The organism is Blautia sp. Sow4_E7, from assembly GCF_052116245.1.
Lineage (GTDB): Bacteria > Bacillota > Clostridia > Lachnospirales > Lachnospiraceae > Blautia_A.
This window is the reverse complement of sequence record NZ_JBQKLL010000004.1, coordinates 99,071-123,280: the sequence shown is the minus strand read 5'-3', so window position 1 is coordinate 123,280 and position 24,210 is coordinate 99,071. Positions and strand designations below refer to the sequence as shown.

Here is a 24,210-nt window from a genome sequence, read left to right as displayed (position 1 = left end):
TCGCTTGACTATGAATTTGGAGATAGATGAATGAAAATAGACAGAGATGCGCCTGTTGGTGTGTTTGACTCCGGTATTGGCGGACTTACTGTGGCAAGGGAGATCATGCGGAATCTTCCAGCAGAGAAAATCGTGTATTTCGGTGATACTGCCAGGGTTCCATACGGAAGTAAATCCAAGGAAACAATTATAAGATATTCACGTCAGATTATCCGTTTCCTGAAAGAACAGCAGGTAAAGGCAATAGTGGTAGCGTGTAATACAGCCAGTGCATTTGCCCTGGATGCAGTCCGGGAAGAATTTGATATTCCTATTTTAGGGGTGATCGAAGCCGGGGCGAAGGTAGCCGCACAGGTTACGCGAAATAAGCGTGTGGGAATTATTGGTACAGAGGGTACAGTAGGAAGTGGAATTCACGCAGAGGTTTTGAAGCATATTGATCCGGAAATTACAGTAATCGGGAAGTCCTGTCCCCTATTTGTCCCTTTGGTAGAGGAAGGCTGGCTGCATGATCCGGTGACTGTGGAAATTGCTTCCAGATATCTGAGAGAGCTGCAGGAGAAGGAAATTGATACCCTGATTCTGGGCTGTACCCATTATCCTCTTCTTCGTTCCACCATTGGGCAGATTATGGGAGATAGGGTTACGCTGGTGAATCCGGCATATGAGACAGCATTGGAGCTTGGAAGGCTTCTTGAGAGAGAGGACATGAAGAGCACCGGTCAGGGGCAGTCGGATTTCCCATATCGTTTTTATGTAAGTGACCTGGCAGAGAAGTTCAAAGGATTTGCCAATTCAATCCTGCCCTTTGATGTAGAGAAAACACAGAAAATCGATATTGAGAAATATTAAAAAGAGATGGAAAAAAGAATGGAAAAAGAAGTTTTAATTCACGTAAAAGGTTTACATATGATGGACACACCAGAAGGTGATGAGCCAATCGAGATTGTGGTTCCGGGAGAGTATTATTTCCGCAATGGAAGCCATTATCTTCGTTATGAAGAAATGCTGGACGAGCAGGGAGATCCTACTGTAAATTATATCAAGATATCCTCCCGGGGAATGGAAGTCCGAAAAAAAGGACAGGTAAATACACATATGGTTTTTGAGCAGGGAAAGCGTAATATGGCATTTTATACCACCCCGTTTGGAACTCTTGAAATGGGAATTTCAGCGACGAATCTGGAATTGGAAGAAAGTGACGGGCAAATTGCCATGAAAGTGAATTATTCTCTGGATTTGAATCAGGAGCATGTGGCAGATTGCTGTCTGGATATTCAGGCGCAGGGGAAGAATACAGTTGGGTTTACTTTATAAAGTTATAATTGTTTTCGCAGCTATTGCGAAAATCAATGAATCAGATGCAGTGAGAAATTATGCCGGGAGCGGGCAGATTTCTGACTGCATTTTTGTTTGCGAAAATCAGGCACTGTGAAAGGGATGTTTTATGGCGCAAAAACGTGAGTTGTAAGGTTTTGAACGTGGGATGCTGTAGACGGCTTTGGAGTTTCATTTTATACTATAAACAGGTAAATGCCAGAGGCTGAAAAGGGGAAAATATCAGACTTTGGCGATGCTTTGTGAAGATACATCCATATCGATCAGGAGGAAAATAACCATGGAACATACATTTTGGATCTGGTATCCGGGAGATTTTGAATTATATCATGCAATGAAGCAGAATTTCAGCCGTGTAGAGCGTGGCTTTGGGTGGCCGGCATTCTGGAAGAGTGAGGGCTTCCGCAACCGTGTGGCGTTCCGCCGGACTTATGAATTGGAGCAGGAGACCAGTTTTACTGTATATTCCAATGCTATCGGTCATGTGCTGGTAAGCTGGGAAAACGGGGAAAAGAAGTATCCGTTTGGAAAAAAGATTACAGCAGGTCCGGGAAAAGTAAAGGTTTCCATTCATGCAGGATGTGTGGAGGCTTTTCCTTGCGCTTATGTGCGGGGTGAGGTAATTCATTCAGATAAAACATGGATGGCAGAGGACTATTCCCAGCCATTAATGCCGGTTGGTGTGTGTAAATATTTCACGAAACCGGAACAGAATCCTACTGTATGGGAGTATACGGAAAAAGAGTGCAAGCCGGTGAAAATCAGCGAGGTAAATGGCGGTGTGCTGGCAGAGTTTGAGACGGAGCTGACGGCGGCGGTTTATGTAAAAGAGAAACGTAGCAATTGTGTTGACAGTGCAAGTGAAGATGATGTATTAGAGGTTTTTTGCGGTGAGTCTGAGGACGAAGCTCTTGACCTTGAGCATTGCTATTATAGTTGGCAGCCGGATCCTGTAACAAACAGATGTCCTTGCTGTGCAGTCCGTTTTGCATTTATTCCGAACTGCAAAGCCGAAGATGTAGAGATTACAGCCTTCTACCAGTATGTAGATTTCCCGAAACGCGCTTCTTTTAAATGCAGTGACCAGAAGCTGAATAAGATCTGGGAGGTGGCAGAGCATACCTTCCGTCTTTGCAGCGGTATTTTTTTCCTGGATGGCGTGAAGCGTGATAAATGGATCTGGTCTGGGGATGCTTACCAGAGCTTTTTCGTAAATCAGTATCTGCTGGCAGATCCTGATATTGACCAGAGAACTCTTCTGGCACTTCGTGGAAATGATCCTATGACAAGACATATCAATACCATTATGGACTATTCCCTTTTCTGGATCCTGGGCGTGCTTTATCATTATGAGGCATATGGTGACCAGAAATTTGTCCGCCAGGTTTATCCGAAAATGTGCTCCCTTATGGAGTTCTGTGAGGAACAGCTGGATGAAAACGGATTTCTTGTAGGTCGTGAAAATGACTGGATCTACATTGACTGGGCCGACATGGATAAGACCGGTGCCCTTTGCGCAGAGCAGATGCTGTTTGCAGCATGCTGGCAGACCATGGCGAAAGTCAGTGCGGCTCTTGGAGAAGAAAATCCGGAATATATGGAGAAATATGAGAAACTGATTGGGCAGATCCGTAAATTCTACTGGGACCAGGAGAAAGGCGCATTTATTGATTCCTTTGAATCCGGTAAGAGAAATGTGACCCGTCATGCCAATATTTTCGCAATCCTTTTTCACATTGCAACACAAGAAGAGCAGGAGAAAATTCTGGCAAATGTAATTAAGAATGATGAAATTCCGGCAATTACAACTCCGTATTTCAATTTCTTCGAGCTGGATATGCTTTGCCAGACAGGGGAACTGGAACTGGTATTTAATAAGATCCGTGATTACTGGGGCGGAATGCTGGATCGCGGCGCAGTAACATTTTGGGAAGAGTTTGACCCGGATGCACCAGCAGAAACCCAGTACGACATGTACGGTGACCGCTTTGGAAAGAGCCTCTGCCATGCCTGGGCTGCCAGCCCGATCTATTTCCTTGCAAAGTATTTTATGGGGCTGAAATTTACCGGAGTCGGCGGAAAAGAATTTGTGGTAGAGCCACATACAGAGTTTTTCGACAGCTTTGATTGTACATTGCCTGTTGCAGAAGGAAAAGTTCATATTGTGTGGGATGGAAAAGAGCTGATGGTGGAGACGGATGCGGAAGCTGCGTGCTGAAAAGTGCAGGGGCTTGAAATACGCGTGCAATATGGGATGGATAATATAGGTTAAAGTAGTTTAAGGTAAGAAAAGCATTGTTATGTGGGCTAAAGGTTCCGTGACAGTGCTTTTTGCTTAATATGTCTGGGATTAGGTAAAAGTCAGTTTAGAACAATAAATTAGTCATAATCGAATAACCTGCCAGAAAAATCATATGCTATGATTTTTGCAGTGAATGCAATATTTTTTTAAGTAGAAGTATTGCAGCTGTATAAAAGGAGGAAAGCCAATATGAAAAAAAGAATGATCGCGCTGATGTTGATGGGGGTTATGGTAATTGGTGGAGGTGTGAAAGCACAGGCAGGAAGAATTGTGAAACCTATCGATGAGCAGTTGTCAGAAAGAGAGGTAATTACCACACCGCAGGAGAGAAAAATTAAACTGGGAGAAGATGGAAAACCTCGTGTTATAATAACTTCTGATCTGGAAGTTGATGATATGAATTCCTTTATCCATCAGAGTCTGTTTTTTAATGAGATTGACCTGGCTGGAGTCGTTGTGTCTGGTTCTTTTTGTCATTTCACCGGAGACGGGGAGCATACGCAGGGAGAAGTAAATGATCATATTCAGAACCAGGAAGAGGGTGCCCTGGACATGACAGAATTGCGTGCTCAGCCCCTGGACTGGCTTTCCAATCTCTGGAATAATGAGTATGCAGAAGCTTATGAATATCTTTCCCAGAATGCAGAAGGCTATCCTACACCAGATTATCTGACAAGCATTACCAAAATCGGAAATGTGCAGTTTGAAGGTGATGTGCGTGAAGATACAGACGGTTCCAATTTAATTAAAGAGGCAATCCTGGACGACGATGAAAGAAGTCTTTACATTCTTTCCTGGGGCGGATTTAATACTGTAGCAAGAGCACTGATTTCCATTTATGATGAATATTCTGGAACAGATCAGTGGGATGAGATTTATCAGAAAGTGTGTGATAAAGTACTGATAAGCGGAAACGGACAGGACTTTACATTTACAGACTACATTGCAGATAAGTATCCTGATCTTGTAATGGCAGGAGCAAACTGTGGATATGCTGGATATTCTTCTGCAATCAATGCCCAGGCAGATGCGTTGTATACATTCCAGGCAGATTGGCTGAAAGAGAATATTAAATTTGACCATGGCTCTCTTATGGGGGCTTATAAGCTGGTTCATGACGGACAGCATCTGGAAAATGAGGAAGATAAGTATCAGTTTGGTGAAACTAATATTGTCTATGGAAAAGAATATAATGATTACGATTTCATTGCTGAGGGAGACAGTTCCAGCATTATTGGTCTGTATTCCTGTGGACTTCGTGGATTGGAAAATGGTGCTTTTGGAACTTATGGAGGCAGATATTTTTACTATACAGCAAATGGTGAGGATGCAGGATATCCGTCTACATTATCTGGCGGTGTAGTTCCAGGTCAGTATGTGAATCCGGAAACAAATAATATCGAGAAATATAACCCTTATTTGCTGGATTTCCAGCTAGAATGGGCAGCTCGTGCCGATTGGTGTGTAAATACATATGAAAACTGCAATCACGCGCCGGTAGTAGAGATGGAGAAAAAAGATTTTACAGCGGCTCCTGGAGAAAAAGTTTCCTTTGTGGCTTCTGTATCAGATCCTGATGGGGATGATTGTACAACTGTGTGGACAACAGAGCCAACTGGATGTGTATACAGTGGAAAAGATGAAACAATTTATGATTGGACACAGGATAGTGCTGAAGGTTCCTTTACTATTCCGGAAGATGCTGCTTCTGGGGACTGCTTCTGTCTCACACTGCGGGTTCAGGATAATGCAGATGCAGTGATGACAAGATATGCACAGGTTATGGTTACAGTAGCTTAATTGATTGCAAAACGGAGCGAATAATTTATCAGGCAGAAAATATTAAAGTCGTGGTATAATGTGGGTAGGTTAAATATGCACAATACCACGATTTTATTTTGTGTAGAAGAAAATCTGGTTGGGATTTTCTATTGAAAAATAATTAAGGAGTTTCGAAAAGGTGAGAGAACGAATGTCTTTGAATATCAGACTTTTTCTGGTGACAATGTGCATTGCGGTGCCTGTGATTGCGGCATTGCTTTTTACCGGGATTCGGGAAAGAACATCTGCAAAAAAAGAGAGAATAAACGAACTTCAGGCAGATGTGGAAGTGGAAATGTCCAAGATTGATACACAGCTGAAATTTCTTAGAAACAGCCTTGCCAATCTGGTGATGGATGATTCTGAATTAAAGAGTATTGCAGATGCTGATGAAGAAGATACCGATTTCTGGCTGGCAAATCAGGCTGTATTGGAAAAGATTAATAATCAGACTGCGGAACTGGATTCTGGATCTACTGTGTTTGTATATTATCCTGAAAATGGAGTGTTTTATAATTATAAAAAAGATAGTCTGGTTTCAGAATTTGTGCGGCAGCAGATTGCTGATCAGGCAGAATTATCTCCTTATAGACAATGGAGTACAATATGGTGTGATGGGAAGCCCTATCTATTTTTTATGCTGGATTATAACAATTATTATATTGGTGCATGGAGCTCCTGCGAAAACCTTGTGAAAAGCTTGCAGCAGAATGCTGACAAGACCGAGGAAGTGAGAAGTTTACAGGAAAAGTATCTGGTTTGTGATAAAAACGGACAGGTAATGGTTCCGTTCGGTGATAAGGATACCTGGCTGTCTTTCGGCAGAAATATGTACACAGATGAATTGAAAAACAGCTGGTATTACGCAGGAGCTATCAGTGAACTTTCCGATTTTTACCTGGTAAAGCAGATATCCAAAAAGACGCTGGAGAAACAGCTGCCTGCAATTGAAAGTGAAATCGCAGTTTTTGCAGCAGTTATTCTTTTGCTGTTTGTGGTATATGGCGTTTGCCTGTATCTGTGGCTTCTCACTCCCATGGCATACCTGAAGAAAAGTATGGAGATTATTCAGCAGGGAGAACTGGATTACCGGATTCCTGAACTGGATAACTGCAGTGTTGAGTTTGATGCTGTAATTCAGGAATTTAATTATCTTATGGATCATATTAAGAATCTGAAAATTCAGATGTATGAGGAACGTCTGGCTGGAAAAGAAACGGAGCTTCAATATCTGAGCAGGCAGATTCAGCCCCATTTTATTTTAAACACTTTAAATACCATATATAATTACAGTGAAAGTGATGTGAAAACAACAAAACAGTTGATTCGGCTTACTTCTGGATATTACCGCTATGTTGTAAATGTAAATTCCAGATATGTGCAGCTTGGACAGGAACTGGAACATATTCAGGATTATATGAGACTGCAGAAGATGAGGTATCCTAATGCATTTAATTATAAAGTGACTTGTGAGGAGGCAATTAAGATTGTTCCGATTCCTCCGTTTATTATAGAAAGCTTTGTGGGAAATGCAATTAAGCATGGGCTGAAACCTGGGAAAATGACAGAAATACAGGTGAATGTGAGAAAACTGGAAGAGTTTAGGATTCAGATACAGGTGAAAGACAATGGTACAGGTTTTTCAGATGACAGTCTGGATGCAGTGAAGGAATTTTTGGAAAAGGGAACTGTTTCAGAAGAACTTGGAGTAGGAATCTGCAATTCTGTAGCAAGGTTGAGGCTGATTTACGGAGATAAATGTGAAATCCGTATTTATAATCGGGAGCCATCTGGTGCAGTGATTGATATTACATTAAATCTGCAAAAAACAGAAGCTGTGTAAAGGTAAAAAATAGAGGAAAGGTGGAGCGAAAAGCATGGAAATAGAAATAAACGCCTTGTTGGTAGATGATGAAGAACAATGTGTAAAAACACTACAGGAAAGTATTGATTGGGAAGCTCTTGGAATAGCAAATACTTTTGGCGCATATAATGCGGTACAAGCCCGTGAAATCATGGAAAACAAATCCATTTCTCTGATTCTTTGTGATATAGAAATGCCGGGAGAAAGTGGACTGGAATTTATTTCCAGCGTAAGAGAAAAGGCGGATCTTAATGATGAAAATATAGAATGCATCATTCTTACCTGTTATCCGGATTACAAATTTATGCGAAAAGCGATGCAGATCAGGTGCAGTGATTATCTGATCAAACCGCTGGACACAGAAGAGATGACAGAGGTTTTAAAAAAAGCTATTGAAAAGATAAAAAAGAAATTTCAGAAGGATGAAAAAGAGAAAGCTTTTTTTCAGGATGAGACGAAGGCAACATTGTCAGATGGACAGCAAAACATTATTGAACAGAAGGTAATTCCATATATAAGGGAGCATTTTTCAGAACCACTGACGGTAACGGAAATTGCAGCAGATGCTGCTTTGAATCCGCAGTATATGATGCGTTTATTTAAGAAAAGAACTGGGCTTTCAGTGCTTGAGTTTGTAACCAACTGCCGTATGGAGATGGCAAAGGAGCTGCTGAAAAATACAGACTGGAATAATGAAATTGTTTCCGATAAGCTGGGATATGCAAGTTCTGGTTATTTTATCAAATTATTTAAAAAGACTTTTGGCATGACACCGCGTGAGTTTAGAAAGGCTTCAGGCATATGAGAATCAGAAAAATCCTAGCTATATCAGTGATAGTTTTGTTAGGCGGAATAATTTTGTGGGGATGTAGGAACAGAGAAAATGGTTCCTCACAGGAAAATAGTCTGGACGAAGAAATTTGTGAGATTGCAATTGAAAATATGACTCTTGGAGCAGCGTATCCGGATACAGAGGAAGTGGAAAAAATGATCAATGAGATTACAGTTCCTGCCATCTCCTGTAAAGTGAAGATTGTAAACTGCTATATTGGAGATCATGCTAATATGCTGAAAAAGTCCAGAATGGGAATTCAACAGTTGGATTTAGTGAATACAGGAACGACTACTTCCCTGTCAGAGCTGGCTTCAGAGGGTGCACTGTTGGAACTGAATGATCTGTTAGAGAATTATGGACAGGATTTAGAAAAAAAAGAGGGAAATCTGTTAGATGTTACATCAATCAATGGGAAAATATACGCAGTATGCGCAAATTTGAATCCGGGAAGAGCTTCAGGGATTGGCTATAACAACGATATTGCAAAGAAATATGATATTCAGGTTTCAGATCAGCTTACTTTGGATGATCTTACAGAGATTGGAAGACAACTAAAAGAGAAAAATACCGGGATATATCTTACCTCATTTGGTAATTCGGGAAATGTGGAATCCTCTGCATTTACATCTTTGTTTGATGTAGAAGATTTTGGTGGAGATATGAATTATGGTGTTATTTTTCATCCTTTGGATAGTACAGAAATTGTAAATGCTTATGCTTCTGAGGAGTATCGTGATTTTTGCAGAACAGTGAAATTGTGGAGAGATGAAGGCTATATACCGAAAGATTCTTTATACAGCGGTGTTGATGCTCAGTCAATGTTTAATACCGGTGAAATGTTTTTGCAGTGGACAAGTGTATCGCAGGGGACCCTTCATCTGGTTGGAAAAAAGAATCTTAGTTTTGATGAAGTATTGGTTGCTATGACACCAAATAGAATTACCACATCCCTGGTTCAGGAATTTACCTGGGGGATCAGCAGCTCCTGCAAGAATCCAGAGAAGGCAATGGAATTGCTCAACTTGATCTATACCAATAGTCAAGTAGCAAATCTTCTGCAAAATGGACGAGAGGGAATTGATTATGTAAAAACAGGGGAGAAGACGATCCGGTACCCGGAAAATCAAGATAACAGCAACGTTGGCTATTCCAGTTATTTTTCCTGTTTCGTAGATGGGGATATGGTGTATCAGTTTGGAGACAGTGATACAGACTGGCATAACTATATAAAAAACTACTCAGAAGATTCTAGTCCTTCTAAAACTCTTGGCTATGTATTTCAGACAGATTCAGTTGCAGAGGAGGTTGAAAATGTTTCCAGAATTGTAAATAAATACAGACCTGTTCTGGAGACTGGAATGACACAGGATGCAGATGAGACGCTGGATCTGTTTCTGGCTGAATTAGAGGCTGCTGGCATGGAGCGGATTATTAAAGAGAACAGGCAGCAGCTGAAGGCGTGGCTGGAAAAGTAGAGGGCTTTTTGGGAAAAAGTCATTTTTGAATATAATTCAAGTCATAAATGGACAGCATAAAGATAGCTCCTTTGATAAAATAAATTGATATTTTATGAAAAGATTTGGTATGGAAATGAAGGAGAACAATATGTATAGAAAAAAATGGTTATCAGCATTACTTGGAGTACTAATCGGAACTATGAGTTTATCTGCATCTGTTTATGCGGCAGACTCTGTAACAGCACTTCCGAAAACAGAAGGAAAGCCTCGTCTTCTGGTTACCCAGGATGGGGAAGTTGATGATATGAATACTTTGATTCATACATTGCTTTATGCGAATGATATTGATCTGGAGGGAATTGTACAGACCAGTTCCAAGCTGCATTACAGTGGAGATGATACCACAGAATCCCTTCGGTGGATGGGAACGGACTGGATGTATGAGTTTATGGATGCGTATGCAGAGGTATATGACAATCTGAAGGTACACGATGCAGATTATCCTTCTCCGGATGACCTCCGTGCTATTACAAAAGTGGGAAATATCAAGAATGTAAGCGATACTTCTGAGGAAACAGAAGGTTCTGAGCTTGTGAAAGAGCGGATTCTGGCAGAAGATGACAGACCTCTTTATATTGAAGTTGGCGGTGGCGCAAATACAGTTGCAAGGGCATTGATGTCCATTGAAGAAGAATATAAAGATCAGGATGGCTGGGAAGAGCTTTACAATCGAATTTGCGAAAAAGTGATTCTTTTTGCCTGGGGAATGCAGGATGACTGTTATCTGAATTACATTCAGCCGAACTGGCCATCTATGCGTATGGTAGATGTTTCCGGTTCTACTCTTGCGTATGGTTACAGATGGGCGACTCTTGAGGTGCTTTCTGATGAATCCAGGGAGAAAATGAGCAGTGAATGGATGAAAGAAAATATTGAGCAGAATCTTGGCGCATTGATGGATAAATATGTGACCTGGGGAGACGGAACTTACCTGGAAGGGGAAGCAGATACTGATCAGTATGGTACAAATGAAGCACTTCTTGGAGATGACACTCTCTGGGTAGGGCATGCTTATGAGCAGTATGATTTCCTTTCTGAGGGCGATTCTCCGGCATGGTTTATTACCATTCCGAATGGACTTCGCAGTTTGGAGGATCTTTCCTACGGCGGCTGGGATGGAAGATATGAACTGAAAGAAAATGACGAAAATCCGGATGTGCGTCTGTATCAGGCGGCAAAAGGAAATGAAAAAGGAATTGCCAGTTGGATTGCTGCGATCCAGGGCGATTTTGCCATGAGAGCAAAATGGTGTGTAACGGATAAATATGAGGACGCCAATCATCTGCCGGAAGTTTCTGTGGCAGAGGGAATTGATCTGACTGCGGCTGCCAGAGAAGAGATTACCTTAAATGGAACAGCTGAAGATCCTGATGGGGATACCACTACTTTTCGTTGGTATCATTATCCGTTAGGAGATACTTATCAGGAAGCGGAGGATGAAGAGGGAAATCCTGTTGCGATTGAAGTGACAACCTCCGGAGAAAATCAGGAAACAGCAACATTCACAGTCCCTGAAGATGCAAAATCCGGCGACACTATCCACATCATCATGGAAGGTATAGACGGCGGTGGAACCAATCCGGTAGCTTACCAGAGAGTGATCGTGACGGTTAAATAAATCATAATAGTATGTGGGAAAAATTTATACTGGCTGATTAAACGGTAGCATCACACTGGCAGTAAAATATCCTTTTTCACATTCAAAATTCAACAATCCGTTCTGACTTTCCACAGCAGAGCGGATTATTTTTATACCTAATCCGTGGTTGGAGGCATCTGCTTTGCTAGTGGCAAGACTGGGATTTTCTGCGAGAATATTACTGCTTACTTTGTTGCTTATTTTGCAGAGCAGATAATTTTGCACACATTTGATGACAATCTGGATGTCCGGAGTATCCTCCTGTTTGCTGGCTTCGATTGCGTTGTCAAGAAGATTCAGGAGAATGGTGCATAGGACTTCTTCATTGATAGAAAGCTGGCCTGGAATAATAATTTCTGTATAAGTTTTGATGTGGAACTTTTGAGCTTCCTGAATTTTTCGGTTGAGGAGGTAGTCGATTAAAGTATTTCCTGTCTGAATGTCCGTAAGTTTGCTCATTTTTCCCCCAATTGCCTGGGAAATATAGGTGTCCAGTTGATCGTATTTTTTATCTGCAAGGAGAGTCTGGATATAAAAATAGTTATTTTTCAGCTCATGGCGCTCTTTTTTTACCTGCTCCTGAACCTCCAGGGAATAGCGGTAACGGGCAAGCTGAGTGCGTGTCTGGGTAAGAGCATCGTCCAGTTTGCGCTGATCTTCGTAGGAATGGATGATGGTAGCAAAAAAATAATAAATTATAGGCAGATTAGTGAGCAAAATGCCAGAAAGAATGGCAATCTGGTTTACGGAGTAAATTTGCGTACTTGAGGATATTCCGAAAAAAATCAAAAAACCAATAGGAAAATAAAGGATAAGAACGCCCTTAAAACAAGACATGGGAAAGGGTGTAGATAATTTTATCTTTCGGAAAAGTTTTGATAAAAGGAAAAGCAATATGTATAAAACCAGGGTTGTAAGCATATCAAGTGTGCGGTAAACCTGCGGCTGCATAGAAAATTCCTGACTGTAAAGAGGAGAACATACCATTTTATAAAGCTGGGTGAAGGTCATAAAATATAAGACATATACCAGTTTAGTGAAAAGTGTACCCGCCAGGGCAATATGAGCGCAAAGCACAGAAACAGGGATAGTGCATACGAAATAAAACCAGTAAGGAGTTTGGGCAGCTCCTGTAAGCTTCAGACAAATGGAAGAAAGTTCCAGACGGAGAATAAGATACACTATTATTGTGAATAACAGGTATAAGGATGAACCTACAGCAATGGAGCGCCCCACAGTATGATTCTTTTTAAGACCACAGAGAATCAGCAGGGTATAGGAAAGAAATGAAAAAATAATGACGGAGTCAAGTGTCTGGTAAAGATGATAAATAAAATTAAACATAAAACCTCCTGAATCCCTCCTTTACCTCGTCTACTTTACCGCGGCTTATAGGTAGCTCCTGACCGCTTGTAAGCTGGAGAGAAGATTTTCCTATATAAAAAATATGTCTGCAATTTACAAGATAGCTACGGTGGATTTTAATAAATCCATGAGGAACAAGATATTCTTCCATATCAGAAATTTTGCATTGAACAATGCTGTTGCCCACGGTTGTCACAATGAGACAGTTTTTACGCTGAGCCTCAACATAAAAAATATTGCGGATATCAAAGGAGAAAATATCTCCGGAACCTGGTTCTGTAATAAAAATCAAGTGTTTTGTCTGTTCTTCCAACTTTTGTGATATGGCATCCACGAGAGCGGGGAGAAGTTTCTGATATTCGCTTTTTCGGATAAAACGGAAAGGCTGTACCTCGAATGTCTGGAAGACCAGCTCTTCTTTGTTGGATATAAAAATAACAAGGGAGTCAGGTGCCTGTGCCCGTATGTGGCGGCAGACCTGGATTCCGTCAATTCCTGGCATTTCGATATCAAGAAAAATAACATCATAATGATAATTCTCATTAAAAGTTCGCAGGAAATTTTCCCCAGAGGAAAAACTGTCGAATTCTATGGCAACATGACGGTTATTGAAGGAATCAATTAGAGTATTTTTTAGATATGAAAGAATTTCAGCTTCATCTTCTACAATAGCGGCCTGGAACATGTCTCTCCTCCTTAAGTCTTTTTTATTATACCAGAGTATAGCACATTTTTTTCTGCAATTGGTACCGTATTTCTGCAACTGGTACCAAAATCATGAAAATAGAATTTTTTGTGATAAGATTCAGCTATATCAAAGGAGGAAAAACAAAATGATCAAGTTAAACATGAGTGACGTGATCAGCGTCCTCAACATGTGCAAACCTTACCTCATTGCGATTGCCGTAATTCTGGTAGTTGGTATTGTGGCTGCGGTTATGTGCAAAAAAATGGAAAATCCAAAAAGAAAACTTGTCAGAGGAAACGCGATTCTGGCAATGATCCTTGGCGTTGTGATCGTAGCCAACCTGATTTGTACAGGTCCAATGTCTACTTTGCTTACGTTAAGTACACAGGCAGCAGAAACTGTTTCTGATGAGACAACAGAGCAGTCCAATGAAGACTGTCGTACTATTGCAGCGGAGGGAACGGTTCTCCTGGAAAATGACGGTGTACTGCCATTAAAGGATACAAAAAACATCAATGTCTTTGGCTGGGCAAGTGTGAATCCTATTTATGGCGGTTCCGGAGCTGGTGCTTTAAACGATCTTTATGACCGCGTAACTATGCTGGAAGGTCTTGAAGATGCCGGATTCAAGTTAAACAGTGAATTAACAGATATGTACACCAATTATGGAAAAGAACGCGCAGACTACGGTTCAGACTGGTCTTTACCGGAGGTTCCGGCAGAAGAATATTCAGATGAACTGATTGAAAATGCAAAGGAATTTTCCGATACTGCGATTGTAACAATTGCCAGATGGGGCGGAGAAGGAAGTGATCTTCCTACTGATATGTCTGGTGTTTCATACACAAATAATTCTGATTCTTACAATGATTTTGAGGCAGGCCAGCATTACCTGGAACTGAGCCGGACTGAGAAAAATATGATCAATCTGGTATGTGAAAACTTTAAGCATGTAATCCTGGTCTATGATGGTCTTTCTACTTTTGAACTTGGATTTGTGGAAGATTATCCGCAGATTGAAGGTGTTGTCTGGTGTGCAGGCCCTGGACAGACTGGATTTGACAGCCTTGGAAAAATTATAAGCGGAGAAGTTAATCCATCTGGAAAAACTTCCGATACATTCTTATATGATCTGACTGAAACACCTACATGGAATAATTTTGGCGATTTCAAATACGACAATATGGATGAGTTCAAAATTGATGAAAGTGATCCATATGTAGGCGGAAGCGTTCCTACATTTGTAAACTATGTAGAAGGAATTTATGTAGGATATCGTTTCTATGAAACTGCTGCACAGGAAGGATTCCTGGATTATGATAAGGTTGTAAAATATCCATTTGGGTATGGTCTCAGCTACACTGATTTTACCCAGGAACTGGAATCTTCCAGAATGGAAAATGGAGAAATTACTCTTGATGTGAAGGTAACAAATACTGGAGACATAGCTGGAAAAGATGTTGTGGAAGTTTATTATAACCCGCCATATACCAATGGAGGAATTGAGAAATCAACGGCAAATCTTATTGGATATGAGAAAACAAATGAACTGAAACCAGGTGAATCACAGACGGTAACAATTTCTTTTACAGCTGAGGACATGGCTTCTTATGATTACCTGGAAAATGGATGCTACGTGTTGGAAGCAGGAGATTATGAGATCAGTATCAACAGCGATTCTCATAATGTGATTGATTCTGTTACCTATACAGTAGATGAAGATATTGTTTATGATGAGGCAAATCCACGTTCGACAGATTTGACTGCTGCTGTAAATCAATTCGGTTATGCAGACGGACATCTTACTTATTTATCACGTAAAGATGGCTTCAAGAATTATGATGAAACAACAGCTGCACCTGCGAGCACGTCTATGCCGGAGGATTTAAAAGAGGGATTTATTGTAACTTCCAACTATGAAATGCCGGAAATTCCAGATGCCGAAATGCCTGTGACTGGTGCGGATAATGGAATGAAACTGGCGGTGCTTCGCGGTGCAGATTATGATGATGAGCGTTGGGAAACACTTCTGGATCAGCTTACAATTGATGAGATGCAGAATATGATCGCCCATGCCGGATTCCAGACTGCAGAAGCAAAAAGCGTTGAAAAAGTTGCTACTGTTGACTGCGATGGACCATCCGCTGTGAGCAATAACTTTACAGGTGCAGGTTCTGTAGGATTCCCGTCAAATGTTATGATCGCCTGCACATGGAATAAGGATTTAGCTCATACATACGGATATGATATGGGAAAAATGGCTACAGAACTTGGCTGCTCTGGATGGTATGCACCATCTATGAACCTTCATAGAAGTGCATTTGGTGGGCGTACATATGAGTATCCGTCAGAGGATCCAATCCTTGCAGGAACTATGTCTGCACAGGCTGTAAATGGTGCTGCTGAGAATGGTGTTTATGCATATATGAAACATTTTGCAATGAACGAGCAGGAGACAAACCGTTGGATTATGATCTGCACTTGGTCAAATGAACAGGCAATGCGTGAACTGTATTTGAAACCATTCGAAATCTGTGTAAAAAACAGCAATGTTACAGCTGCAATGTCATCCTTTAACTACATTGGAAATGTGTGGGCTGGCGGAAATTACGAACTGCAGACAACGCTTCTCCGTGATGAATGGGGATTCAAAGGCTTTGTAGAAACCGACTATTTTGCTGGTGCATTTAACATGAATGCAGATCAGGTAATCGCAACTGGCGGTTCCTGCTGCTTGTCTACATTTGATGTAGGAACAAACTTTGTTGCAGATACATCTGACCCATCCACAGTTCAGTATATGAGAACTGCCTGCAAGAACATTATGTATACTGTTGTGAACAGTAATGCATATGCTGATGAAACATCTTTAACACTGGCATTGTGGATGAAAATCATGGTTGGTGTGGACGTGGCAGTAGCTGTTATCCTGATTCTTCTGGAAGTAGTTCTGGTGAAGAAATATAAGAAGAGAAAAAGTGTGTTAATTGTTGTTGAGTAATAGATCGTGATGAATTCATGAAGATTAATCTGCCGCATCAAACCGTTGGGAATGATGCGGCAGTTGCTTTGTAGAAAAGGCAAATTTTATATATTATAAGTCAGGCTGTGGTCATTAGCGTTTAAAAAAAGACTGTTCGCGTTAATCTTTCCACAAAGGGGGAAAAATACGGTAAACTATTGCTAGATTGAGAATGTAGAGTTATAGGCTAGAGAATGCCGAAAAAGTAGTTGGTTTAAGGACAGAGATTTCAGAAAGGAGCAGTTTACTGTATGCAGAAAATTGATTTTAATAAAGATTGGATATGCAGGTGTCTTACCCGGGATGAGGCTGCTTATCCGGTGACTTTGCCACATGACGCCATGCTGAGCGAGCCACGTACTCAGGAGAGTACCGGTGAGGGGAATATTGGATGGTATATTGGTGGAGATTACGAATATACCAAGAATTTCTTTGTGCCAGAGACGTATAAAGATAAGAAAGTCCTCATTGAATTTGAGGGTATTTACCACAATGGTGAAGTTTACATAAATGGAAAAAAGGCGGCTTACCGCCCTTATGGTTATACCAATTTTTATGTGGATACAGAGGGCTTTTTCCAGTGTGGAAAAGAGAATGAGATCAAAGTTATTGCACACAATGCTGACCAGCCAAACAGCCGCTGGTATCCTGGAACCGGTATTTACCGTCCGGCTTATCTGCATGTTGCAGGGGAGAAATATATTCCGGTAAATGGTGTGAAAATCCGTACTCTGAGTTATGATCCGGCAAAAATTGAGGTTGTTGTAAAGACTTCTGCGCCGGGAGAGGTTTCCCTGAAGATTGAGTTTGAGGGCTCTAAAGTACTTAGAGTAATTGGTGAAAGTACAAAAATAGGAAATGTAAACAATGACAAAATAATATCATCAGATAATAAAAACATGCAGCCAAACGAATCAGTACAGACTGGAAAAAATGGTCAGAAGAGTGAATTGGCGCAGGTGGAAGCAGAAAAAAATAATCAGGCAGCAGAATACCAGGCTCTCTTCCAACTGGACATTCCAAATGCAAAACTCTGGGATACAGAGCACCCGAATCTTTATACCTGTAAAGCAATTTTCGGTGAAGACGAAGTAACCGAAACTTTCGGAATCCGCGAACTGATCTGGAATCCGCAGGTAGGAATGACCATTAACGGAGAGCGTGTGATCCTTCGCGGAGCCTGCTTCCATCATGACAATGGTGTGCTTGGAGCATGTACTTATCCGGAAGCAGAAGAACGTAAAATGCGAATTTTTAAGGAGAATGGATATAATGCAGTCCGTTCCGCACACTATCCATGTTCCAAGGCACTTCTGGATGCCTGTGACCGTGTGGGAATGCTGATGATGGATGAATATGTGGATGTGTGGTACATTCATAAGACTAAATATGATTATGCCGGACAGCTTGCTGACTGGTGGAAACAGGATTTAAAAGACATGGTTGACAAGGATTACAACCATCCAAGTGTGATTATGTATTCCACTGGAAATGAGGTTGCAGAGACCGCCCAGAAGAAGGGAATTGCCCTTACCGGTGATATGACAAACTATCTTCACAGCCTGGATTCAACCCGTCCTGTTACCTGCGGAATCAACATTTTCTTCAATTTCTTAAGCTCCATAGGACTTGGTGTTTACAGTGATGACAAGGCAGAAAAGAGCGCTGTTTCCAAGCCGGAAAAGAAGAAAAAGCCGGTAGGAAGCGAGTTCTATAATACTCTTGCCTGTCTGGTTGGAGACTACTTTATGAAGTGCGGTGCCACTCTTTATCCATGCGATTTAAGGACGAAGGATGCCTACGCAAACATGGATATCGCAGGATATAATTACGGTATTTTCCGCTACAAGCATGACCTGAAAAAGTACCCGAACCGTCTGATTCTGGGAAGTGAAACCTTCTGTAAGGATGCGTATAGTTTCTGGGAAATTGCCAAGAAAAATAAAAGAATTATCGGTGATTTTGTGTGGGCAGGATGGGATTATATCGGAGAAGTCGGGGATGGTGCAGCAGAGTTTTCTGACTATAAATTTGAAGATCCCGCCACGAGAATGACAGGCGGAAACGGTCGAATTGACCTGAATGGAAAGCCGCGTGCAGAGGCTGCATATACCAGAGTCGCTTTTGAAAGAGAGACAGGTCCGTTTATTGCAGTTGATCCTGTTTACCAGAAAGAAAAGCTTCGTCTTACCGGCTGGCAGCTGACGAAAGCTCTGGAAAGCTGGGCATGGGATGGCTGTAACGGAGAACCGGCGAAGGTAGAGGTTTATGCAAGAGCTGCGCAGGTAAAGCTGTTTATCAACGGCAAAAGTGTTGGTAAAAAGAAAGTGAAAAAATGCCGTGCAAACTTTAATACCACCTATCAGGATGGGGAGATAACGGCGGTTTCTTACGATGAAAACGGAAAAGAAATCAACCGTTATTCCTTGCTGACAGCAGGAAAAGAGACGGTCCTTCAGGTGCGTCCAGAGGAGAAAACCGTGAAGCCGGAAGGCCTTACATTTATTCAACTGCAATACACAGATAGCAAGGGAATCTGGAAACCAATGGAGAAACATAACATAAAAGTAACAGTAGAAAATGGTGTCCTGAAGGGGCTTGGAAGCCCGGCTCCGTATGTAAAAGGAAATTACACGGACCATACTGTGGCGACTTATTATGGTGAGGCGATGGCCGTTGTACAGGCAGATGGAAACGGACCGGTGAAGGTTACAGTGGCAGATGAAGAACGGTTTTATGTGGCAGAAATTCCATGTGAATGAAGTGAAAGGCTTATGATTTAAGGCAGAAAAGAGGTTGAAAAAATGAAGAAAAAAGGTTTTATCATAGGGGGAATTTGTCTTGCTGCTGTAGCTGGTATTCTTGGTTACAATCATGAAGCTGTCCGTGTGGTTTTTCATAATGTATACGCTCCATCAGTGAAATTGGATGATTCTTCCAAATGGAACGGAGGAAAAGCTTATGAGAAGCTGCCATATTCTGAGGCTTCCGAAAATGATTATCTGGATCTGTATGTGCCGGACAGTGAAGAACCTATGCCGTTGATTATATTGGTACATGGGGGCGGCTTCGTATATAATGACAGCCAGTCCCGTCAGGCGCAGCTGATGTACCGCTATTTCCGCGATCATGGATATGCATGTGCATCCGTTAACTATCGTCTTGCCCAGGAAGCAGCCTTTCCGGCAGGCGTGGAAGATGTGAAATCAGCGATCCGTTTTCTTCGTGCAAATGCAGAGAAATATGGATACGATCCGGAGCGTTTCGCAATCTGGGGAGAGTCAGCTGGGGGGTATTTATCAGTGATCTGTGGCGCTTCCAATGATGAGGAATTTAATAGTGTTCCATTTATCGGAGAAGATGAGAACCATCCTGTTTCCAGTGAAGTTCAGGTGATTCTGGACTATTACGGCTGTATGGAATTCGGAACTATGGAAGATGATTACAGGGAGCTGAGGATTCCCAAAATTGTCCGCTGGGCGGCCAGCCTGTGGCTTCAGGGGGCAATTAAAGATACCGGCTACGAAGATGTGGAATCTTATTGGATGCGCAAGGATGTAAAAACTCTTACTGAGGATGAGAAAAACAATTACAGTCCATTATATTATATTGAGGAAAATCTCACTGAGGAAAACAGCCCGGATATATTGATCTGGCATGGTGATGCGGATTTAGATGTCCCGTATCTGCAGTCTGAGAGACTGAATGCGCTGCTGACAAGAACTGTTGGGGCAGATAAGGTGGAATTTAAGCTTTTTCATAATTATAAGCATGCGGCAGATCAGCTATATAGTGATGAAAATCTGGGAATTCTGAAAGAATATCTGGATGAGAAATTTGCATAAAGGAAGTCATATACATTAATATGAGCGTGATTATCGGAGAATCGGCAGACACATAAGCTGACAAAAACGAAGAAAATATCTGGCACAGGGCAGAATTGCCCCGTCAGATATTTTTTTGCCCTCAAACAAAAAGGTTTTAACAAAATCTGTCAAAACCTTGAAAAAGCTAAATGGGTTTGATATGCTATTTATGTGTACCTTTTGATGGGTTGTAAGTCATTGTTTACAGGTAATATTCTGTGCGGGTTAATTTCGTATAGAATTGCAGCACAAAGTGATCATTGTGCACTTTGTGAACAGTGCTATTTTATATAGTAGGGAGAAACTATGAAAATAGAAAAGAAACTATGGATCACTCTGTTCGCATTTGGAATGTTTGCCATCTGTTTTTCAGGTTGGATATTCAGTCAGAGTACGGTCAGAGAAAAACTGTTCTGGGATAATACGATCAAATGTGAAACAAAAGAACTGACGGATGGAGAAATTAAATCAAAGAATATTGCTCTGCCTAAAGAATTCAATGTTCCCAAATCAATCCTGTTTAAAACCACACACACCATTGCAGAAGTGTGGCTGGACGGAGAAAAAATATACGAATACGGAAACGAAGAAGATGCGCCCAGCTTTATGAAGTCACCGGGAAGCTGCTGGCACATTGTGGATATTCCGGAAGACAGCGCAGGCAAAAATCTGGAGGTCAGAATTATTCCGGTATATAATGACTATTATGGAAATGAAGTCAGCATTGTATACGGAACACGAGGCGACTGCGTTCTGAAAATCTTAACGGACAGCTTTCAAACCCTGTTGCTCAGCTGCGGGATCCTGTTTGCAAGTATCATCTGCCTGGTTCTCTATTTGGGGGTAGTGCGAAGAAAAAGAAGAGACAAGACAGAAGCGAAGATAGAGATCTTTTTAAACCTTGGATTTTTCTCATTGCTGATCGCAATATGGACACTGGCACAATGTGGATTTCTGCAGTTTTTGATTCCGGATGGAAGGACCTTGTACTTTATAGATTATTTTTCATTCTTCCTTTTCCCGGTACCCTTTAATTTTCTGCTATATGATATCTGCAAAAGCAGATACCACAAAGGTGCATTGATTTTTCCCATTCTTTATCTTGTGAACATGGCAGCTGATGTTCTGCTTCAGTGTACAGGAGTTATTGATATATTCCGGCTGCTTCCTGCAACCCATGTTATCATGGCTGCCAATGCAGTTTACACAGTTACGCTTATTCTTTACGAGGTCCGGAAAGAAGGTAACGATGAAGCTAAGAAATTCCAGTATCCTATGTGTGTAATCATTGTATTCGGAATGGCGGAAATGTTTCTTTATTATTTAAGAAAATTCCAACAGACATCCATTTTGCTTCCCACAGGAATCCTGCTGTTTATCATTATGCTGATCTGGATTCAGGTTTCCCAATATTACGATCAATACATCCAGAAACAAAAGGTGATCTATCTGCAGAAAATAGCCAACATGGATATGCTCACAGAGGCTATGAACCGAAACGCTTACGAGGACATGGTGAAATATCTGGAGGAAGGTGATATTAAACTGCGTACAACAGGTGTGGTTTTGTTCGATCTGGATAATCTGAAAGTGATCAATGACAATTTTGGACATGAAAAGGGAGACGAGGCGCTGAAGCTGTGTTATCAGTGTATCAGTCAGGCATTTCAGAACGTAAAGAACTGTTTTCGGATTGGCGGCGATGAGTTTGCGTATGTATATCATAGCGATGAGAAGGATATGATTCCGGAACGGCTGAAGGCGCTGGAGCTGATTTTGAAAAAAACAGCGGAAACGAACAAGCTGGAGTATCCACTCAGCATGTCAGCCGGATATGCTTATTATCAGCCTGATATAGACTTTGACTTTAAAGATATTGTAAGACGAAGTGATACCATGCTGTACCGTCAGAAGCGCAGGAAGAAGGTGGCACGGTCAGCAGGTCTGGACAATCTGCTCTCCCATATGAGTAAGCAGCCGACAGAGGAGATCACAGATGAGGTGATCCTGCAGGAGAAAAAGTTTCAGAGCATGTCTGTGGATGAGCTTTGCAGTGTGATCGATCTTCTGAGCCCCACTACAGATAATTACCCATATGTGGTTGACTTTCGGTCAGATTTTTATTACATAGCAAATCAGGCGCTTGAACGTTTCTGTATTCCGAAAAATGGTTTTCATAATGTAATTTCGAAGCATAAGGAATTTATATATGCACCGGATTATGAAAAACTGAAAGCGGAATTTGATGATCTTCTAGAAACAGACCGCTGCACCCATAGCATGGAATATCGCTGGCTGGATCTGAAAAAAAAGCCGATCTGGATTCATTGCAAAGGGTATCTGGTCCGTGACGATAACATGAAACCTCTTTACATGATTGGTTGTGTGAATGAAATTGGAGAGAGACCGAAGGCAGATAATGTAAGCGGATTATTGGGAGAGTCTGGTTTCCGGGAGTATATGAACCAGCTGGATACTCCTTTGGAGACAGGATATCTGCTTCGTATAGGAATCGATCATTTTAAGGAAATCAATGATAATTTCGGACAGGAGTACGGTGACTTTGTACTTAAGAAATCGGCGGAGTGTATTTCCGGCTGCATATCAGAAGGACAAAAGGTGTACAAGCTTGTGGCAGATGAATTTCTGATCCTGGATGTTTCTTCTGACGAGGCGCAGGATGCAGATAAGCTTTATGATAAAGTGAGAGAAGCAATAGACAGATTTATTGAAACCAATAAATTTAAAGTCATGTATACGGTTTCAGGAGGAATTGTGCCATTTGCGGCATTAAAAGGAAATCAGTATGCAGAAGCATTGAAGCTGACGGATTTTGCCCTGAATGAGGCAAAGAAGCTGGGAAGAAACCGTTGTTATATATTTGATGGGGAAACCTACAGAAAATTTCTTCGGAAAAGGGAGATCACCCAGGAATTGCGGGAAGCTGTGATCAATGGCTTCCAGGGCTTTACAGCTTTTTATCAGCCTGTATTTGCTGAAGATAAAAAAGTGCCTTATGGAGCAGAAGCTTTAATGCGCTTTACCTCTGAAAAATTCGGAATGATTTCACCGGCAGAGTTTATTCCCATTTTGGAAGAAACAGGTCTTATTATTCCTGCTGGCCGTTGGATGATGAAAGAGGCTATGGGAAAATGCAGTGAGATCAGGAAGATACGTTCAGGGTTCCGGATGAGTATTAATATTTCCCAGGTACAGGCCTCCAAGTCTGATGTGATCCAGGATTTCAGTGCAGAAATGAAAGGGGCAGGGCTGCCGCTGGAAGCGGTGATCGTGGAATTGACAGAGAGCGATCTTCTGGAACAAAATATAAATGAGAAGCATTTTCTCACAGAACTGAAGCGAATGGGAATCAGCCTGGCGCTGGATGACTTTGGAACCGGATACTCGAACTTCCATTATCTCAGCGAGCTGAAACCAGAGATCATTAAGATCGACCGTTCTTTCACTGCGAAAGCAGTTGCAGATGAGCAGGAATATTATCTTCTGAATCAGTTTTGCACCATGATTCATAATCTGGATATGAAGATTTGTATTGAAGGTATAGAAAGTGCCCAGGAATGGCTCAAAATCCGAAAGCTGTGCCCGGAATTCACCCAGGGATATTTCTGGGGAAAGCCTTGCGGGTATGAAGAGTTTGTGAGAAAATTTGTACAAGAGAAATAAGAGAAATTCGGTACAAAGTGTATAAAAATACTTTGTGCCGGATTCTTTTTTTATGTGTGCATATAATAATCTGCTACAGCACATAAAATTAAAAAAATGTAAAATACAAACGTTTTTAAAATATATTTTAAAAACTTGAAAAAATATCAGTGATAGCAGTCAGGAAATAAGTGAGAAAATGGAAAAAAATGATAGGGATAATTTGATACTGGATATTGATGGAAATAAATTAGATAGATTTTGCAAATTGACGTTGCGTGGGATTTAAC

At 41.4% G+C, this 24,210-nt stretch carries 14 protein-coding genes; 12 read left to right on the top strand and 2 right to left on the bottom strand.

What is annotated here, in order from left to right:
• Positions 1-30 precede the first annotated feature (30 nt).
• The 8 genes from murI to ACTQ50_RS04275 all read left to right on the top strand — a co-directional run bounded on the left by murI (position 31) and on the right by ACTQ50_RS04275 (position 11,295).
• Positions 31-852, top strand: a complete 822-nt coding sequence (gene murI / locus ACTQ50_RS04310; protein WP_441483120.1) for a glutamate racemase — start codon at positions 31-33, stop codon at positions 850-852.
• 18 nt (positions 853-870) lie between these two features.
• Positions 871-1,317: a DUF1934 domain-containing protein gene (locus tag ACTQ50_RS04305; protein ID WP_441483119.1), complete on the top strand. Its 447-nt coding sequence runs from the start codon at positions 871-873 to the stop codon at positions 1,315-1,317.
• A gap of 301 nt (positions 1,318-1,618) precedes the next feature.
• Complete coding sequence (locus ACTQ50_RS04300) at positions 1,619-3,556, top strand: alpha-L-rhamnosidase-related protein (RefSeq protein WP_441483118.1); 1,938 nt, start codon at positions 1,619-1,621, stop codon at positions 3,554-3,556.
• Between the two features lie 273 nt (positions 3,557-3,829).
• Positions 3,830-5,440 (top strand): nucleoside hydrolase-like domain-containing protein, encoded by a 1,611-nt coding sequence (locus ACTQ50_RS04295; protein ID WP_441483117.1) that lies wholly within the window; start codon positions 3,830-3,832, stop codon positions 5,438-5,440.
• 160 nt (positions 5,441-5,600) lie between these two features.
• Entirely contained in the window at positions 5,601-7,304 is a 1,704-nt protein-coding gene (locus ACTQ50_RS04290) for a sensor histidine kinase (RefSeq protein ID WP_441483116.1), read from the top strand.
• Positions 7,305-7,338: 34 nt separating this feature from the next.
• Complete coding sequence (locus tag ACTQ50_RS04285) at positions 7,339-8,130, top strand: response regulator transcription factor (RefSeq protein WP_441483115.1); 792 nt, start codon at positions 7,339-7,341, stop codon at positions 8,128-8,130.
• A gap of 53 nt (positions 8,131-8,183) precedes the next feature.
• Complete coding sequence (locus ACTQ50_RS04280; RefSeq protein WP_441483114.1) at positions 8,184-9,635, top strand: ABC transporter substrate-binding protein; 1,452 nt, start codon at positions 8,184-8,186, stop codon at positions 9,633-9,635.
• Positions 9,636-9,765: 130 nt separating this feature from the next.
• On the top strand, positions 9,766-11,295 hold the full coding sequence (locus ACTQ50_RS04275) for a nucleoside hydrolase-like domain-containing protein (RefSeq protein ID WP_441483113.1): 1,530 nt from the start codon (positions 9,766-9,768) through the stop codon (positions 11,293-11,295).
• A 24-nt stretch (positions 11,296-11,319) separates the two neighbouring features.
• On the opposite strand, the gene ACTQ50_RS04270 is transcribed toward ACTQ50_RS04275, so the two are convergent.
• Complete coding sequence (locus tag ACTQ50_RS04270; RefSeq protein ID WP_441483112.1) at positions 11,320-12,660, bottom strand: GHKL domain-containing protein; 1,341 nt, start codon at positions 12,658-12,660, stop codon at positions 11,320-11,322.
• Positions 12,653-13,444: a LytR/AlgR family response regulator transcription factor gene (locus ACTQ50_RS04265; RefSeq protein ID WP_441483111.1), complete on the bottom strand. Its 792-nt coding sequence runs from the start codon at positions 13,442-13,444 to the stop codon at positions 12,653-12,655. The genes ACTQ50_RS04270 and ACTQ50_RS04265 overlap by 8 nt, the downstream gene beginning before the upstream one ends.
• Before the next feature lie 70 nt (positions 13,445-13,514).
• Between ACTQ50_RS04265 and ACTQ50_RS04260 the strand changes: the two genes are divergently transcribed.
• From ACTQ50_RS04260 to ACTQ50_RS04245, 4 genes are all read left to right on the top strand, one after another.
• A complete protein-coding gene (locus ACTQ50_RS04260; protein WP_441483110.1) occupies positions 13,515-16,370 on the top strand; it encodes a glycoside hydrolase family 3 C-terminal domain-containing protein in 2,856 nt (951 codons plus the stop codon).
• 272 nt (positions 16,371-16,642) lie between these two features.
• Positions 16,643-19,153: a glycoside hydrolase family 2 TIM barrel-domain containing protein gene (locus tag ACTQ50_RS04255; protein ID WP_441483109.1), complete on the top strand. Its 2,511-nt coding sequence runs from the start codon at positions 16,643-16,645 to the stop codon at positions 19,151-19,153.
• Between the two features lie 42 nt (positions 19,154-19,195).
• Positions 19,196-20,236, top strand: coding sequence for an alpha/beta hydrolase fold domain-containing protein (locus tag ACTQ50_RS04250; protein ID WP_441483108.1), 1,041 nt, complete (start codon positions 19,196-19,198; stop codon positions 20,234-20,236).
• A gap of 327 nt (positions 20,237-20,563) precedes the next feature.
• Complete coding sequence (locus tag ACTQ50_RS04245) at positions 20,564-23,941, top strand: EAL domain-containing protein (RefSeq protein ID WP_441483107.1); 3,378 nt, start codon at positions 20,564-20,566, stop codon at positions 23,939-23,941.
• Positions 23,942-24,210: the final 269 nt, after the last annotated feature.